Origin of the sequence: Tenacibaculum pacificus, assembly GCF_027941775.1 — a bacterium.
Classification (GTDB): Bacteria; Bacteroidota; Bacteroidia; order Flavobacteriales; family Flavobacteriaceae; genus Polaribacter; species Polaribacter pacificus_A.
In genome coordinates this window covers 95,001-112,012 of the sequence record NZ_CP115917.1, presented here as the reverse complement: position 1 = coordinate 112,012, position 17,012 = coordinate 95,001, and the positions used below count along the sequence as shown (strand labels likewise).

15 protein-coding genes, 2 rRNA genes and 1 pseudogene (1 of these 18 only partly in view) are annotated in these 17,012 nt (G+C 29.1%); 9 read left to right on the top strand and 9 right to left on the bottom strand.

Annotated elements, in window-relative coordinates; all coding sequences use genetic code 11:
* Positions 1–117: 117 nt before the first annotated feature.
* The 4 genes from gldD to mutY are packed head-to-tail and all read right to left on the bottom strand — an operon-like array spanning position 118 to position 3,490.
* Positions 118–669 (bottom strand): gliding motility lipoprotein GldD, encoded by a 552-nt coding sequence (gene gldD, locus PG913_RS00485; RefSeq protein ID WP_271231136.1) that lies wholly within the window; start codon positions 667–669, stop codon positions 118–120.
* Complete coding sequence (gldE, locus tag PG913_RS00480) at positions 662–1,963, bottom strand: gliding motility-associated protein GldE (RefSeq protein ID WP_271231135.1); 1,302 nt, start codon at positions 1,961–1,963, stop codon at positions 662–664. Before gldE ends, gldD begins: the two co-directional genes overlap by 8 nt.
* Positions 1,964–2,005: 42 nt before the next feature.
* The gene (locus PG913_RS00475) at positions 2,006–2,410 is read right to left on the bottom strand and encodes a single-stranded DNA-binding protein (RefSeq protein WP_271231134.1); all 405 of its coding nucleotides are present in this window, start codon (positions 2,408–2,410) and stop codon (positions 2,006–2,008) included.
* 36 nt (positions 2,411–2,446) lie between these two features.
* Positions 2,447–3,490, bottom strand: a complete 1,044-nt coding sequence (gene mutY, locus PG913_RS00470; RefSeq protein ID WP_271231133.1) for an A/G-specific adenine glycosylase — start codon at positions 3,488–3,490, stop codon at positions 2,447–2,449.
* Between the two features lie 133 nt (positions 3,491–3,623).
* On the opposite strand from mutY, the gene PG913_RS00465 reads away from it, so the two are divergent.
* Both PG913_RS00465 and PG913_RS00460 read left to right on the top strand, forming a co-directional pair.
* Positions 3,624–3,914 carry an HU family DNA-binding protein gene (locus tag PG913_RS00465; protein WP_068702156.1) on the top strand — a complete coding sequence of 97 codons (291 nt, stop codon included), beginning with the start codon at positions 3,624–3,626 and terminating at the stop codon, positions 3,912–3,914.
* Between the two features lie 296 nt (positions 3,915–4,210).
* Positions 4,211–5,743: an Rne/Rng family ribonuclease gene (locus PG913_RS00460; RefSeq protein ID WP_271231132.1), complete on the top strand. Its 1,533-nt coding sequence runs from the start codon at positions 4,211–4,213 to the stop codon at positions 5,741–5,743.
* Between the two features lie 64 nt (positions 5,744–5,807).
* Here PG913_RS00460 and PG913_RS00455 read toward each other — a convergent pair whose 3' ends face one another.
* From PG913_RS00455 to uvrC, 3 genes and pseudogenes are all read right to left on the bottom strand, one after another.
* On the bottom strand, positions 5,808–7,745 hold the full coding sequence (locus PG913_RS00455; protein WP_271231131.1) for a patatin-like phospholipase family protein: 1,938 nt from the start codon (positions 7,743–7,745) through the stop codon (positions 5,808–5,810).
* Positions 7,726–7,956 (bottom strand): patatin-like phospholipase family protein, encoded by a 231-nt coding sequence (locus PG913_RS00450; RefSeq protein ID WP_271231130.1) that lies wholly within the window; start codon positions 7,954–7,956, stop codon positions 7,726–7,728. The genes PG913_RS00455 and PG913_RS00450 overlap by 20 nt, the downstream gene beginning before the upstream one ends.
* Positions 7,937–9,791, bottom strand: a pseudogene (uvrC, locus tag PG913_RS00445) (excinuclease ABC subunit UvrC). Before uvrC ends, PG913_RS00450 begins: the two are co-directional and overlap by 20 nt.
* A gap of 75 nt (positions 9,792–9,866) precedes the next feature.
* On the opposite strand from uvrC, the gene PG913_RS00440 reads away from it, so the two are divergent.
* From PG913_RS00440 to PG913_RS00410, 7 genes are all read left to right on the top strand, one after another.
* Complete coding sequence (locus PG913_RS00440) at positions 9,867–10,124, top strand: hypothetical protein (RefSeq protein WP_271231129.1); 258 nt, start codon at positions 9,867–9,869, stop codon at positions 10,122–10,124.
* Positions 10,125–10,228: 104 nt separating this feature from the next.
* Entirely contained in the window at positions 10,229–11,635 is a 1,407-nt protein-coding gene (locus tag PG913_RS00435) for a MutS-related protein (RefSeq protein WP_271231128.1), read from the top strand.
* A 12-nt stretch (positions 11,636–11,647) separates the two neighbouring features.
* Positions 11,648–12,640, top strand: a complete 993-nt coding sequence (moaA, locus tag PG913_RS00430) for a GTP 3',8-cyclase MoaA (protein ID WP_271231127.1) — start codon at positions 11,648–11,650, stop codon at positions 12,638–12,640.
* Between the two features lie 52 nt (positions 12,641–12,692).
* A complete protein-coding gene (locus PG913_RS00425) occupies positions 12,693–13,934 on the top strand; it encodes a molybdopterin molybdotransferase MoeA (RefSeq protein ID WP_271231126.1) in 1,242 nt (413 codons plus the stop codon).
* Positions 13,931–14,407, top strand: a complete 477-nt coding sequence (moaC, locus tag PG913_RS00420; RefSeq protein ID WP_271231125.1) for a cyclic pyranopterin monophosphate synthase MoaC — start codon at positions 13,931–13,933, stop codon at positions 14,405–14,407. The genes PG913_RS00425 and moaC overlap by 4 nt, the downstream gene beginning before the upstream one ends.
* On the top strand, positions 14,400–15,185 hold the full coding sequence (gene proC, locus PG913_RS00415; protein ID WP_271231124.1) for a pyrroline-5-carboxylate reductase: 786 nt from the start codon (positions 14,400–14,402) through the stop codon (positions 15,183–15,185). The genes moaC and proC overlap by 8 nt, the downstream gene beginning before the upstream one ends.
* A complete protein-coding gene (locus PG913_RS00410; protein ID WP_271231123.1) occupies positions 15,186–16,310 on the top strand; it encodes an NTP transferase domain-containing protein in 1,125 nt (374 codons plus the stop codon). It begins immediately after the preceding gene.
* Positions 16,311–16,515: 205 nt separating this feature from the next.
* Here the strand turns inward: PG913_RS00410 and rrf are convergent.
* Positions 16,516–16,624 (bottom strand): 5S ribosomal RNA (rrf, locus tag PG913_RS00405).
* Between the two features lie 105 nt (positions 16,625–16,729).
* Positions 16,730–17,012: ribosomal RNA gene (locus PG913_RS00400) — 23S ribosomal RNA — on the bottom strand; it runs 2,593 nt beyond the window's last position.

Sequence of the window (17,012 nt, the reverse complement as noted above, 5' to 3'; positions counted from 1 at the left end):
AAAAAAGCGAGTGCGGAAAGCGGGAAATTGCTTCAAAAAAAAATAATAAACATTATAATCTTAAAATAAAAAACACATCAAATATTGATGTGTTTTTACTTTTTAATTATTCTTTACTTACTCTTTCCACTTTAAGGTTTCTAACATTTGAATCATATCTTTTTTGATGTATTCAACTGCTGGTAAAATAGAATCGTAATTAGGTTTTGTGTAAAAAAATAGTGAACCTTTTAAAAAGTGATTCGTACTATCTGTTACATGAAATTGTATTTGTGAAGCGGCATTCCCTGATATTTCACACATTTTACCGTACACTTTTTTATCTGAATCGGCATAATCTCTCCATGAAATATGGTCTGCTTTTACGGTATGTTCTAATACTAATTTTTCTGCTTCAACTAATAATTCTTTTAAATTATTATTGATAGGTCTGTAAGTAATATCAATAGACGCTTTTAAGGCAGGATACTTAATTTTTAACCAATTTTTTGGTAACTTTTTAATTGTAGCACTTTTTGCAACATCAAAAGTATATGGTGTATTTTGATTTAATATATTATATCCTAAATTAGGATATTGTAAACTTAAATATGCTTTAGGTTTTGGTAAGGTTTGTTCGCCACAACTAATTAATATTAGTAGTGATAAAAGTAATAAAATATTACGCATTTCGTGTTGCTTTTATTTGTTTTATACGTTTTCTATCTAACGCTTCAATAGTAAAAGTGTAGTTACTAAAATTTATTTTTTCTCCTTTTTTAGGAAATTTACCTGATACTTCTAAAATAAATCCTGCTAGTGTTTCGCTTTCACCTTTTAAGTTTTCAAACTTATCTTCATCATCGTCATCTAAAACACGACAAAAATCTTTAATAGTTATTTTTCCTTCAAAAATATAATTGTTTTCATCAAGTTTAGAATAGCTTAAATCATCATCATCAAATTCATCATTTATATCACCTACAATTTCTTCAATAACATCTTCTAAAGTTACAATTCCACTTGTACCACCGTACTCATCAACAACAATAGCTAGGTGCATTTTTAACTCTTTAAACTCTCCTAATAAGTCGTCTAATTTTTTATTTTCAGGAACAAAAAAAGGCTGTCTTATCAGTTTTTGCCAATTAAGTGTTTTTTCATTTAAATGAGCTAATAAATCTTTAGCATATAAAACTCCTTTAATACTATCTATATTTTCGTGATATACAGGAATTCGTGAATACCCATTTTTTAAAATTATTTTTAAAACTTCTTCATATAATGTATCATCAGAAATAGCACAAACATCTGTTCTTGGTTTCATTATTTGTACTGTTTCTGTATTACCAAAATTAACAATACCTTCTAAAATTTTTTGTTCTTCTTTAGTTGTTGCTCCGCTAGAAGTTAATTCTAAAGCTTCGGATAAACGTTCTACTGAAAAGTTGCTATTTTTATTTCCTAATTTATTTTCAACAACACTTGTTAATTTAATTAGTGGCGTACTTAATGGCGTTAAAACAACATTTAAAACTTGAATAATTTTTGCCATAAAACCTGCAAACTGCATTGATTTTCTAGTTGCATATACTTTTGGTAATACTTCACCAAATAATAAAATTAAAAAAGTAACAAAAACAACTTCTACTAAAAACTTTACACCATCAGAAAGTCCACTAAAAAACACTTCACCTATCGAAGCAAATATTAATACAATAAGAATATTAATAAAGTTATTGGTAATTAAAATAGTAGCTAATAATTTTTTAGGATTCTCAAGAAGTCCTACAACACTACTTTTTTCTTTTGAAGAAGATGAAAGTTCATCTAATTGAGTTTGTGAAATGGAAAAAAAAGCTACTTCTGTTCCTGAAACTAAGGCCGAACATATTAATAGAAACAATAATAAAAAACAATTTATTGTTGTTAACAAATCAATAGTTGATATCGCTAAGAATAAGGAGTTGGGTTCTGTATCCAATTTTTAAATTTTAAGTAAACTAATGTTGTCCATTTTTATTTTTTAATAAGTTTCTTTATTAGCAACACTCTTTTTTATGACTTTGTTAGCAATAGGAGGCGCAGTAAGATCTTTTTTTGTTGATAAAAAAGTCATTTCTTGCACTTGAATTTCTGTTGTATATCGTTTTTGTCCATCAGCTTCATATTGACGTGTTTTAATGCGTCCTTCGCAATATACTTTATCTCCTTTTGATAAATATTTTTCACAAATTTCGGCTAATTTATTACGTACAACAATATTATGCCATTCAATATTATTTATTTTTTCACCTGTTTGACGATTGGTATAATTTTCATTAGTCGCTAATGGAAAACGACCTACAGCATTACCCTCTCCAAAATAATGCATTTTTAATTCATCACCTAAATGACCTATTAAAATAACTTTATTTACTGTTCCTGCCATGAGTTTATTCTTTGTGTAAAATCAAATATACGAAATTTAGTTATCCTTGCTTAAAAATTCATTTAAAAAGTTATTAATCAATACTGGCACAGGTAGTTCCTTAATATCTTTCCATAAAATAGTTTTTTCAGAAGTGTTTGCTGTTTTTACAATCCAAAACTTTGTAAATAAGTGTTGATGCGAAAGTTTATGAACAATATCTTTTTGATTAAATAATGATAATACGGTGTCTTTAGGAAAAAGGGCTATAAAAGATTCTTCTTCAATCAATGCTGTTTCAGAAATTGGAGCTGTTGTTTCAATCACTGGAAATTGATATAATCCTTGCCAAATACCTTTACCTACTCTTTGTTCAATAATAGTTTTATTATCATCAGTAACAACCACCAGATAATTAAAATAGCGTTTTTTTACTTTAATTTTCTTCTCTTTTACAGGAAGCTCTTTTATTAATTGTTTTTCTAAAGCCACACAACTATTTGATAACGGACAAGAATCGCATAACGGATTTTGCGGTTTGCATTGTAAAGCTCCAAAATCCATAATTGCTTGATTATACATTCCTGGCTGCGATACATCAATTAATGTTTGTGCTAATTGCTTAAATTCTTTGATTCCTTTGGTAGAATTAATAGGTGTATTTATACCAAAATAACGCGCTAAAACTCGATATACATTTCCGTCAACAACAGCCACAGGTTCGTCATAACAAACCGATGCAATTGCCGAAGCAGTGTAATCTCCAATTCCTTTTAATTTTAATAGCTCTTTATAATTGTTCGGAAAAACACCATTTAACTCGGTTGCAACCTGTTTTGCTGTAAAATGCAGGTTTCTTGCTCTTGAATAATACCCTAATCCTTGCCATAATTTAAGTACCGTACTTTCATCTGCTTTAGCTAAGTCAAACACTGTTTCAAAGTTGGTTGTAAAGCTTATAAAATAAGGTAAACCTTGGGCTACACGCGTTTGCTGTAACATTATTTCACTTAGCCAAACTAAGTAAGGATCTTTAGTTTTACGCCAAGGCAAATCTCTTTTATTTTTTAAATACCAGTAAATAAGTTGGTTAGCAAACATTGTTTATGTAAATTTAGCCCGCGAAATTACTATTTTTTATTTATATATTTTTATTCTTATTTTTTTACGAATAGATTAATTATCATATATTTGCACCCTCTATTTCAAAAAATAAATTCAAAATATATATAGAATGACAAAAGCAGATATCGTATCGAAGATTTCAGATAAGAGCGGAATTGAAAAAGCGGATGTATTAGCAACTGTTGAAGCGTTTATGGACGAGGTAAAGGATGCATTAGAGAGCGGAGATAATGTATATTTAAGAGGTTTTGGTAGTTTCATCATCAAAACTAGAGCAGAAAAAACTGGTAGAAATATTTCTAAAAATACTACTATTAAAATACCTGCACACAACATACCAGCTTTTAAACCATCAAAAGTGTTTACAGAGGGTGTTAAAACTAAAGTATCTGTAAAATAATAAAGTATTAATCAAAAGTCTTTAACATATAAAGATTTTACAAAACATTTTAATTATGCCAAGCGGTAAAAAAAGAAAGAGAGCAAAAATCTCGACACACAAAAGAAAGAAAAGAGCAAGAGCAAATCGCCATAAGAAAAAGTAAGCTAACGCTTACTTTTTCATTGCTTTAAAGCAGTATTAAGTTCATTGACATTAAGGTTTTAACACCTTGAAAAGGTATAAAAATTATACCTGTTTACAAATTTTAATCCGTCTTCGTAATTTTTTTACGTAGGCACAAAACTATATTCAGAATGAAAACAGAATTAATAATTCGTTCAAATTCTTCGGATATTGATTTCGCCCTACTAAGAGATGGTAGACTTATTGAATTAAATAAAGAAACAAGCGATAATAAATTTGCTGTCGGAGATATTTTCTTAGCTAAAATAGGAAAAGTCATGACAGGATTAAATGCCGCTTTTGTAAATGTTGGATATCCTAAGGATGGTTTTTTACACTATCATGATTTAGGACCACAAGTACAATCTTTAAATAATTTTATTAAGAAGGTAAGCATAGGTAATTATAAAGATTTCACTTTAAAAAACTTTCGCGCTGAAAACGACATCAATAAAGACGGAAGTATACGTGATGTAATTAAGTCAGGTCAAAATTTATTAGTACAAATTGTAAAAGAACCCATTTCTACCAAAGGACCGCGCATTAGCTCGGAACTATCAATAGCTGGTAGGTATTTAGTTTTAGTTCCTTTTTCTAACAGAGTATCTGTATCTCAGAAGATAGCAGACCCAAAAGAAAAAGAACGTTTAAAAAAATTAGCAAAAAGCATCAAGCCAAAAGGGTTTGGGCTTATTTTACGTACTGTTGCCCAAGACAAAAAGGTAGCAGAACTAGATAAAGATTTACAAAATTCACTGGAACGTTGGGAGAAAATGTGTAACAGCATTGCCAATCAAAACACCCCAACAAAAATATTAAGTGAGTTAAACAGAGCATCTTCTATATTAAGAGATGTAATGAACGATTCTTTTACAAGTATTGTAACCAATGATGAAACTTTAATGGTTGAAATTAAAGAATATTTACAAGAAATTTATCCTGAAAAGGAAGAAATTGTAAAACTTCATAAATCTGATACGCCAATTTTTGAAAAATTTGGTATTGAACGTCAGATAAAAACATCGTTTGGTAAAACAGTTTCTATGAGTAAAGGTGCGTATTTAGTTATTGAACACACCGAAGCTTTACATGTTATTGATGTTAACAGTGGTAATCGCTCAAACAAAGGGCTAAGCCAAGAAGAAACTGCTTTAGAAGTCAACTTAATTTCTGCTACCGAAGTAGCACGTCAGTTACAACTGCGTGATATGGGTGGAATTATAGTAGTTGATTTTATTGATATGAAGACGACTGAAAACAGACAAAAATTATATCAACATTTAAAAGATGCAATGTCTTTAGACCGTACTAAACACAAAATTTTACCTCCGAGTAAGTTTGGTTTAATACAAATTACAAGACAGCGTGTACGACCTGAATTAGAAATAAAAACACGAGAGTCTAATCCTAATAAAAACGGAGAAGTTGAGGCTCCTATTGTATTAATTGATAAAATAGAAGCTGAATTAGAACGCTTAATTAATAGTGGTAAAAATTATAAAGAAGTTACGTTAAATGTACATCCTTTTATAGCTGCTTATTTAACAAAAGGGTTAATTTCTATTCGTTTAAAATGGATTTTACAACACAAAAAGTGGATTAAAGTATTACCAAGAGATGCATACCAATACTTAGAATACAAGTTTTTCTTGAAAAAAAAGTAAATAAGTAAGGCTATCTTATTATCATAAAAAACCCGTTTCAAAAGAAACGGGTTTTTTTTATACATTAAAACCAAAACCCTAAATTAAACAACCAATGTTTTTCGGTATGATCAGGAGACCAAGTATATTTTAATTCCACAGGACCAATAAGAGTTTCTACACTATAACCTATTGCATATCCTAATTTTGTGTTTTTAAATAAATCTGCTCCTGATAAAATATCTTGTTCAACACGAGCATAATTTGCTATAAAAGTAATATAATGTTTATCTATAATTTGATATCTAAAATCAAACTCTGACTTTAAAAAAGACTGATTATTTAAAGCACCTGTTTTATATCCATAAAAAGGTTTGAAATTATTTATGTAATTTTTATTATATCCACCTAAATGATAATCAAACATTTGAGATGATTTTTTCCCTAAAGTATATCCAAATTCCGAAGTATACTGTAAAGTTAACTTATTAAACAAAGTAGCAGCTCCACCTAAAGTTGCTTCTACTTGTGAAAATTGATGAAAAAGATTACTCCCTGTTTCTAGTTTTGATAAATTTTTATTTCTATCTGACCAAACAAACCATTTAAAACCGATATCTGCATAAAATCCTTTTGTAGGAAATATTGCTTTATTATAAGTATCTAATTTTAAAAAAGAATACATACTTCCATAATTACTTTTATCAAAAAAAGTTTCATCACCATTATTTAAAAGATTTAAAGAAGTTACTTTTAATGCTTTATGTTCAATTCCTAATCCGAATGCAAATTTTTTATCAAAAGTTGTTTGTAAATACAAAGCATTCGTAAGATCTGTATACTTTACATTTATAACTGTATCATCAAATAAAAGATCACTTTTAAAAGAATTATATCTAGAAGTAAAACCGTAACTAGGTTTCAGCCCGTTATCTACAAAATATTGAAAATCATATCGAATCCTATCACCTATAACTACATCTAACGATAATTCATCATTTTGTTTTAAAATTTTCTTATGATTATAGTTTAACAATACTCCTGTATTATATAATAAATCATAATGCACTCCTATCCTTAAAGAAGATTTTATATTTTCTTCCTTAATTATTAATTCTAATTTTTTACCTTCAAATGATTTTTCTAAATGATAATCTATTCTTTTAAAATTATTTGTTGCTGTAAGTGTATTTATTTTTTTAGAAATACCTTTATAAGAAACACTATCACCTTCTGTTAATTGTAACTTACCTAAAATGTAATCATTTGTATAATTTTCATTTCCTTTAATTATAATTCTATCTACTAAAAACTTTTCTTTTTTTACATTTAATATGTGAGGCTTTCTTTTATTTGGTTGAAGCTTTGCAATACTATCAAAAACAACTTTAAACGGTTTAGCTGTTTTTTTCCCTTCCTTTATTATTTCTTCTTTTTTATCAAAAGAAATTACTCCATATTCTAAAAGGTTTGGACGGATATAAATATTTAGTAAATCTATTTGACTTTCTTCTTTTTCATACATTTGAAAATTAACAATTTGCAATAATAATGGAGCAATAGATGATAATTCGTCTCTCTTTAATAGTTCTCCTTGAACGCTAACTCCAATTATTATATCTACATCTTTTTGTTTCATTATATCAACAGGAAAATTATTTACAACTCCTCCATCAACTAATAATTCACCATTAATTTCAACAGGATTTAATAATGATGGAAAAGCACCACTTGCTCTTAATGCCAATGGTAAAAACCCATCTTCTAAAACAACTTCCTTACCTGTTTCAATATTTGTTGCAATACAATAAAAAGGAATTGGAAGTTTCGAAAAATCTTTAATTTCATCAACAGGTGCTAATAATTCTGTTAAAAAACTCAATACATTTTGTCCTTTTGAAAAACCTAAAGGAAGCCCTATTTTTCCATCTGTAATAGGTAATTTAATCGCATATTTTTCATCGTGAACTTTACTAAAAAAAGGCTTTTCACTTCTCGAGATTTCATCTGTAATTAATTTCATTGAAATCCGTTTTTAAAATAATCTGTTCAATTTGATCGGCAGAATACCCTGTAGCATATAATCCACCAATGATAGCACCCATACTTGTACCACCAATGTAATCAACTTGAACACCTGCTTTTTCTAACTCTTTTAAAACTCCGATATGTGCAAAACCTTTAGCACCACCACCACTTAAAACCAGCCCTATTTTAGGTTGATTTTGCGCCATCATTAGCACAGGAAAAAACAATAAGATTAGCAACTTTTTCATTTTTTTCTTTTTGATAATATTGATGTATTTTTTGAGCTCTTGAAAGCCCAATTATTTCTTTTAAATCATTTAAAGTGGCTTCTTTAATACGTTTAACAGATTTAAATTTACGTAATAAAGTAGCAATAGTTTTGGCTCCAATAGTTGGAATTTCTTCTAATTCTGATGTGATGGCACTTTTACTTCGTTTGTTTCGATGAAGCGTAATTCCAAAACGATGGGCTTCATTTCGTAAAAATTGAATTATTTTTAAACTTTCTGATTTTTTATCTAAATACAATGGAACAGAATCTCCTGGATAATAAATTTCTTCCAATCGTTTTGCAATACCAATAATGGCTATTTTTCCTCTCAAGCCTAAAATATCTAAACTTTTTAATGCTGATGATAATTGTCCTTTACCTCCATCAATAACGATAAGTTGTGGCAAAGGCTCATTTTCGGCTAACAAACGTTTGTATCTACGAAACACAACTTCTTCCATTGATGCAAAATCATCAGGACCTATAACTGTTTTAATATCATAATGACGATACTCTTTTTTACTTGGTTTTCCATCTTTAAAAACTACACAAGCGGCAACAGGATGTGTACCTTGAATATTTGAATTATCGAAACATTCAATATGTCTAGGTTCATTTTGCAAACGTAAATCTCTTTGCATTTGCCTCATAATTCTATTTATATGACGCTCAGGATTTACTATTTTTAATTGTTTTAATTGCTCAATTCGATAGTATTTTGCATTTCTTTCTGATAAATCTACGACTCTTTTTTTATCGCCTAATTTAGGAACTGTAACTTTTATTTGTTCTCCTAAATCAACATCAAAAGGTACATAAACTTCTCTCGATAAAGAATTAAATCTGTTTCTAGTTTCAACAATAAACAGTTCTAATAACTGTTTATTGCTTTCATCTAATTTCTTTTTTATTTCGGTGGTGTACGATTGCACAATTGCACCGTTCATCACTTTAAAGAAATTTGCATAACCGTAAGTTTCATCAGAAATAATTGAAAATACATCGACATTATTAATTGACGGATTTACAATAGTCGATTTTGCTTGATAATTTTGTAACAACGCTAATTTTTCTTTGATTTTCTGAGCTTCTTCAAATTTCATTTCCGAAGCAAAATCAAGCATTAAACTTTGTAACTTATCTAAAATTTCTTTAAAATTTCCTTTTAATATATTTCGTATTGCGCTAATTTCTTCTAAATAATTGGCTTCTTGCTGATGTCCTTCACAAGCGCCTTTACAATTTCCTAAATGATATTCTAAACAAACTTTATATTTATAAGATGTAATTTTTTGTTCACTCAAATCATAAGTACAAGTTCGTAGCGGATATAGTTCTTTTATCAAACTTAAAAGCGACTGCACCATTTTAACATTGGTATAAGGACCAAAATATTCTGAGCCATCTTTTATAACTCTTCGAGTAGAAAAAACTCGTGGAAAACGTTCTTTTTTGATACAAAGCCAAGGATACGATTTATCATCCTTTAGTAAAATATTATAGCGAGGTTTGTATTTTTTTATCAGATTATTTTCTAATAATAAAGCATCAGTTTCTGTGTCAACCACAATATGCTCGATGCGTACAATTTTTTTTACTAGAATTCGTGTTTTACCATTTTCAATGAGTTTTGGTAAAATAAGAAGAAACCCGCTTCTTTAAATTTTTTGCTTTTCCTACATAAATAATCACTTCGTCGTTATCAAAATATTGATAAACTCCTGGCGAAGTGGGCAATGTTTTTAGTTGAAGTTCTAATGAAGTTGGCATTCAACGAAAATACAATTTTATAAAGATATTTAAGTTGCTATATGTACATTTACCTCAATATTTATTTACAACACAATGCAAGAACCAATTCAATTTTATAAAGAAGAAATAAACAGCTTAAATACCATTTTAATTGGGCTGAAAAAACAATTATTAACCACACGTATTTTACGTCTTTTGGCTTTTTTAACCATTGCTTTATCTGCATACGTGGGTTTTACAAAAGATAATTTATTTTTTATATTAACAGGTTTAGGAGTTATCACTTTTGGAGTTTTGATAACAAAACACTTGCAATTAAAACAGAAAAAAGTCTTGCTGATGCCAAATTAAACATCAATAAAACTGAAATAGAAGTATTAAAAGGAAACTATTTACATTTAGATAGCGGTGAAGAATTTACAAATCCTGAGCATTATTTTAGCAACGATATTGATTTGTTTGGAGGTGGTTCTTTTTTTCAATACATAAACCGAACAGCAACAAGTGAAGGTCGAAAATTATTAGCAAATATTTTAACAAGTAACAATATAAATGATATTGATGAACGTCAAAAAGTAGCAAAAGAATTAGCTTTAAAAACAACTTGGCGTCAAAATTTTACAGCGGTTGCTAATTTAATAAACACCAAAACAGCCATTCCTACTATTGTAAATTGGGTGCATTCGTATCAACAAAAACTTCCTTCTTTTTTGATGTTATTTTCATACGCTTTTTCTGGAGTTTCACTTGTTTTAATTGGATTATTAAGTTTTAGTATTATTCCATTTTCAATTGTGTTAATTTGGTTTTTAATTGGATTATCAATTACCGCTTTTTATATTAAAAACATTCAAGAATTAGCTTCTGAAACAGATAAAGCAAAAGAAACGTTTAATCAATATCATCAATTATTAGCACAGATAGAAAATGAAACTTTTACAAATTCAATTTTAAAAGATAAACAACAAAAAATTCAACAAGAAAATAAAAAAGCTTCGGATATTTTTAAAGAATTTTCTAAAAAATTAGATGCTTTTGATCAACGTAGCAATTTTATGATTGCTCTTGCAGGAAATGGACTTTTTCTAATGGATATTCGAAATACCATCAAAATAGAAAAATGGATTACAACTTATAAAAACACTATTGAAGAATGGTTTAATGTTGTTTCATTTTTTGATGCTCAAAATTCGTTAGCCAACTTTGTTTTTAATAAACCTGAATACGTTTTTCCTAATATCAGTAAAGAAAAAGCGGTTTTAAATGCCGTAAATTTAGGGCATCCTTTATTAAATCCTTCTAAAAGAATTGACAACGATTTTGTAATAGATACCGAAAATTTCTTTATAGTTACAGGTGCAAATATGGCTGGAAAAAGTACTTTCTTAAGAAGTATTTCTTTGGCAATTGTAATGTCAAATACTGGTTTGCCTATTTGTGCTGAAAAAGTAAGTTATAATCCGATAAAATTAATTACAAGTATGCGAACTTCAGATTCGTTAAGCGAAGATGAATCGTATTTTTATGCCGAATTAAAACGTTTAAAATTTATCGTAAACGAAATTAAAACGGATAATTATTTTATCATTTTAGATGAAATTTTAAAAGGAACAAATAGTCAAGATAAAGCAATTGGCTCTAAAAAATTCGTTGAAAAATTAAATAATTCAAAATCAACAGGAATTATTGCTACGCATGATGTAAGTTTATGTGAATTATCAAACGAATATAGCAGTGTGAAAAATTATTATTTTGATGCCGAAATTATTAATGATGAATTAGATTTCGACTATAAAATGAAAAACGGAGTATGCGAAAATATGAACGCTTCATTCTTACTAAAAAAGATGGAAATTGTTTAATATCGATATTATATGCACAAACTTATTGATAATTTTGGTAGACAAATCAGCTATGTTCGCTTAGCCGTAACAGATAGATGTAACTTACGTTGCCAATATTGTATGCCTGCTCATGGTATTGATATTGTTCCTCGAAAAGAATTATTAACTTATAAAGAAATGTATCGCCTAATTCGAGTACTTACCGAATTAGGTGTAAATAAAGTTCGGTTAACAGGTGGCGAACCTTTTGTTCGTAAAGATTTTATGTCGTTTTTAGAAATGCTTTCTTATAACGATTTGTTGGATGAAATTAATATTACAACAAACGGTGCATTAATTTCTGAACATATCGAAACTTTAGAAAAATTAGATAAAGTAAAAAATATCAATTTAAGTCTTGATAGTTTAAATACGGATAAATTTGCTAAAATTACACGTCGTGATGTATTTCCTGAAGTATATAAAACTTTTCAATTATTAGAAAAAAGCAGCCTTAACTTAAAATTAAATGTAGTTGTACAAACTGGTTTTAATACGGATGAAATTAATGATTTTGTTGGCTTAACTAAAGATAAAAATATTGCACTTCGGTTTATTGAAGAAATGCCTTTCAACGGAAAAGGACAGCGTGAAATGAAAGAAAACTGGAATTACAACAAAATTTTAGAAGAAATAAAATCTCAATATTCCGTAGAAAATATAATTTCAGAAAAATCATCTACTTCTCGTAATTTTTCTATCAAAAATCATCAAGGAACTGTGGGGATTATTCCTGCTTTTACCCGTACTATTTGCAACGATTGCAATCGCATAAGAATTACATCAATAGGAACTTTTAAAAATTGTTTGTTTGATGATGGTGTTTTTAACTTACGTGATTTTATCAGAAATGGTGCTTCTAATGATGATTTAAAAGAACTTTTTTTATCATTGATAAAAGAAAAACCTGAAAATGGCTTTATCGCAGAAGCAAACCGAAAACAAGGAAGTGTTTCTGAAAGCGTGAGTACAATCGGTGGATAATTAATTATAAAAACATCAGTTTTAGCAAAATTGATAACTTTCTCATAAATATATGATTTCAGTAAAAAAAGCAAAAGAAATAATTCAACAAAATACTTTAGATTTTGGAACAGAAAACATTCCTTTTATGGAATCTGTTGGACGAATTTTAAAAGAAGATATTCTTGCCGATAGAGATTTCCCACCTTTCAATCGTGTTGCTATGGACGGAATCGCTATTAACTACCTTCATTTTGAAAATGGAAAACGTAGTTTTAAAATTAAAGGAATTCAACCTGCAGGAAGCGCACAATTAACCATACAATATCCAGAAAATTGCATTGAAGTAATGACGGGCGCTGTATTGCCAAATAATTGCGATACGGTAATCAGATATGAAGATGTTAGTATCAAAAATGGAATTGCAACAATTACTATTGATACAATTAATACACATCAAAATGTACATCCCAAAGGAAAGGACAAATTACAAAACGATGTTTTAATCGATAAAAACACCCTTATTTCAGCGGCTGAAATTGGCGTGATTGCTACGGTAGGAAAATCAACTGTAAAAGTAGCAAAACAGCCTAAAGTAATGATTATTTCTACGGGTGATGAATTAGTTGATGTAAATGAAAATCCGCTAGATTATCAAATTAGAAAATCGAATGTTTACACCTTGGTTTCCTTATTAAAGGAATTATATATTCCTTCAGAAATTGTTCATATTACAGATAGTAAATCAATTTTAAAAGAAAAAATAAGTAACTATTTACAAGAATACGATGTACTATTATGTAGCGGTGCGGTTAGTAAAGGTAAATTTGATTTTTTACCCGAAGTATTTGCTGAATTAGGTGTTAATAAATTATTTCATAAAGTAGCGCAACGCCCAGGAAAACCTTTTTGGTTCGGCATAGCAGAGGCTTTAAATATTAATGAACAAGATGTTTATAAATCTGTAAAAAACAATAATACAATTGTCTTTGCTTTTCCTGGAAATCCAATTTCTACTTTTGTAAATTGTTTGGTTTATTTTTATGATTGGTATTATAAATCAATCGGAAATAAAGAAGATAAACAATTTGCTGTTCTTTCTGAAAATATTATTTTTAAACCCAATCTTACGTACTTTTTACAAGTTAAATTAGAAAACGTAAACGGACAAATACTAGCAACTCCAATAAAAGCAAATGGTTCTGGAGATTTAGCTAGTTTAGTAAATGCTGATGGGTTTATAGAAATACCAGCAACTGAACAAATCGATTTTAAAAAAGGAACTATTTTTCCTGTAATTAGATATAAAAAATGAGTAATTTCACGCACATAAACGAGAAAAATCAACCTAAAATGGTCAATGTTTCTGATAAAAAAATCACGAAACGAACGGCAATTGCAAAAGCTACAATGTTTTTAGGTTCAGAAATTATTTCTCATTTTAAAAATGATGATTTAATCACCAAAAAAGGAGCTGTTTTTCAAACGGCTATTATTGCAGGAATTCAAGCGGTTAAAAAAACTTCGGATATTATTCCCATGTGTCATCCTTTATTAATTAATGGTGTAGATATTCAGATCAATATTATTGATAAAGAACAATTAGAAGTGTTTTGTAAAGTTACTATCGAAGGAAAAACAGGCGTTGAAATGGAAGCTTTAACAGGAGCTTCGGCAACTTGTTTAACCATTTACGATATGTGTAAGGCTATCAATCAAAAAATGATAATTAAAGAAATAAAATTACTAGAAAAAACTGGTGGTAAATCTGATATAAAAAATGGATAAAATAGCAATCATTGGAGCAGGAAAATTAGGATGTGCAATTGCAGATGGACTTTTAGAAAGTGGATTACATCCAACTGATTTAAGTTTATCAAGAAGAAATACAAAAGCGTTAAAAAAATATGCTGATAACGGAACGTTAGTAACAACCATAAATAGTGATGCAATTGAAAAAACAAGTATTATTATTTTATGTGTAAAACCTCAAAAAACTAAAGAAGTATTAACTCAGTTAACACCTCAATTAACCGACCAAATAATTATTTCTACGGTTACAGGTATTGAACTATCCGATTTAAAAGTAATTCTTAAAAAAGAACTTCCATTGTTTAGAGCAATGCCAAATACGGCAGCAGCGATTAAACAATCGATGACTTGTATATCAACTATTGATAGTAATGAAAATCAGCAAAAACAAGTAGAAACTATCTTTAAAAACTTAGGTGAAACTGTTTTTATTGATGATGATTTAATGGCTTCTGCAACCGTTTTAGCCGCTAGTGGAATTGCTTTTGCATTGCGTTATCTTCGTGCTTCAATGCAAGGAGGTATCGAAATAGGGTTTAGTTCTGAGTTGTCTCAAAAAATAGCAGCACAAACTTTAAAAGGAGCGGCAGAATTAATTTTACAGCACGGTAATCATCCTGAAAGTGAAATTGATAAAGTAACAACTCCACAAGGAATTACCATTACAGGTTTAAATAAAATGGAACAAGAAGGTTTTAGTTCTTCTATTATTCAGGGAATTGTTGCATCAAAAAATAAAATAGATAATTTATAAATGGCACATCAAAAACACGCAAATATTGCTAAAAAAAATACCGATAATTTTGCAGCAAATGAAGTAGCTATTTTAGGAACAAATTGCGGTATCATTGCTGATTTAGTAAATAAAGTTTCATCTAAATTACAAAACTATAACTTAGCTTATTTTGATGCTTCTCACGCTAAAAATATTGATAAAAATAACTTTACCGAATACACTTTTCATCATCAAGGAAACTTACAAATTAACACAGTAAGCCCTATTAATAAATTTGAACAACGTTTACAATTTATTAATCATGATTTTGTTTTTATCAACGGAAACCACTATCAAGGAGCAAAACAAATTTTAATTTTAGATGAAGAAAAAGAAGCTTCTATTAAAAAAAGGTTAGATGAAATAACAAACATTCAATTTGTTATTAAGTTAAATTCAGACGTTACTTATTTTGATTGTTTAGTTGAAAAATTTCCACAAATAAAAAACATTACTTCTTATACTATTGATGAAGTAAATAAAATTGCCAATCACATTGATTGTCTTATCAAAGAAAATATAGCTCCCGTAAAAGGATTGGTTTTAACTGGTGGAAAAAGTACTCGTATGGGAACCGATAAATCTACTTTAGCATATTATAACAAACCTCAAAAAGAGCACGCAAAAACGCTATTAGAAAGTAATGGTTTAAAAACATTTTACTCTATACAAGCTACTTTTGATAAAACTATTGCTTCGGATGAAATTCAGGATACATTTTTAAATATTGGTCCATTTGGCGGAATTTGTTCTGCTTTTCAAAAAGACCCAAATTCGGCTTGGTTTGCTATAGCTACCGATCTTCCTTTTCTGAATAAAGAGTTAATTCAATTAGTTTTACAAAAAAGAAATCCGAGTAAAATAGCAACTACAATTAAAGGAAAAAACAAAGAATTTCCTGAGCCTTTAATTACTATTTATGAACCGAAAGCATACACTAAATTATTACAATATTTAGCACAAGGCTATTCGTGTCCTCGAAAAATATTAATTAATTCTGATATTGAAATTATTGAAGTTGACGATAATTTGATTAGAAATATAAATACACCTGAAGAATTTCAAATAGCTAAAAAAGAGATTGAAGATAATTTAAATAATTAGAAGCTAATCCCGCTTTCCGCACTCGCTTTTTTTTGAAGAAAAATCAAAAAAAGAGCTCAAACAATTGCTTCAATCGGGGCTAAAAACCTATGATACACTTTATAAAATCCTTACAAAAATTAAAATTTGTGAGGATTTTTTATATATTATTTATTTCAGTTTAGGGCAAAAAAAAACCTCAATCTTTATAGATTGAGGTTTAAAAGAAAGGCAACGACCTACTCTCCCACCATTGGCAGTACCATCGGCGCAAATGGGCTTAACTTCTCTGTTCGGGATGGAAAGAGGTGAGCCCCATTGCGATAATCACCTTAAATCGTTTCAGTATATTTCAACTGTGTAAGTTAACATATTGGTAAAAATTATATCGTAAATAATCAAAAGAGTTGGTGCTTGCGCCCTTTCGAGCGCAAGACTTCTACATAAGCCTATGGGTTATTAGTAATACTCGGCTATGACATTACTGCCTTTACACCTGTATCCTATCAACGTGGTAATCTTCCACGACCCTTTAAAGAAATCTCATCTTGTGGTGGGTTTCGCGCTTATATGCTTTCAGCGCTTATCCCTTCCCAACGTAGCTACTCTGCAATGCTCCTGGCGGAACAACAGATACACCAGAGGTTAGTTCAACTCGGTCCTCTCGTACTAAAGTCAAATCCACTCAAATTTCTAACGCCCACAGCAGATAGAGACCGAACT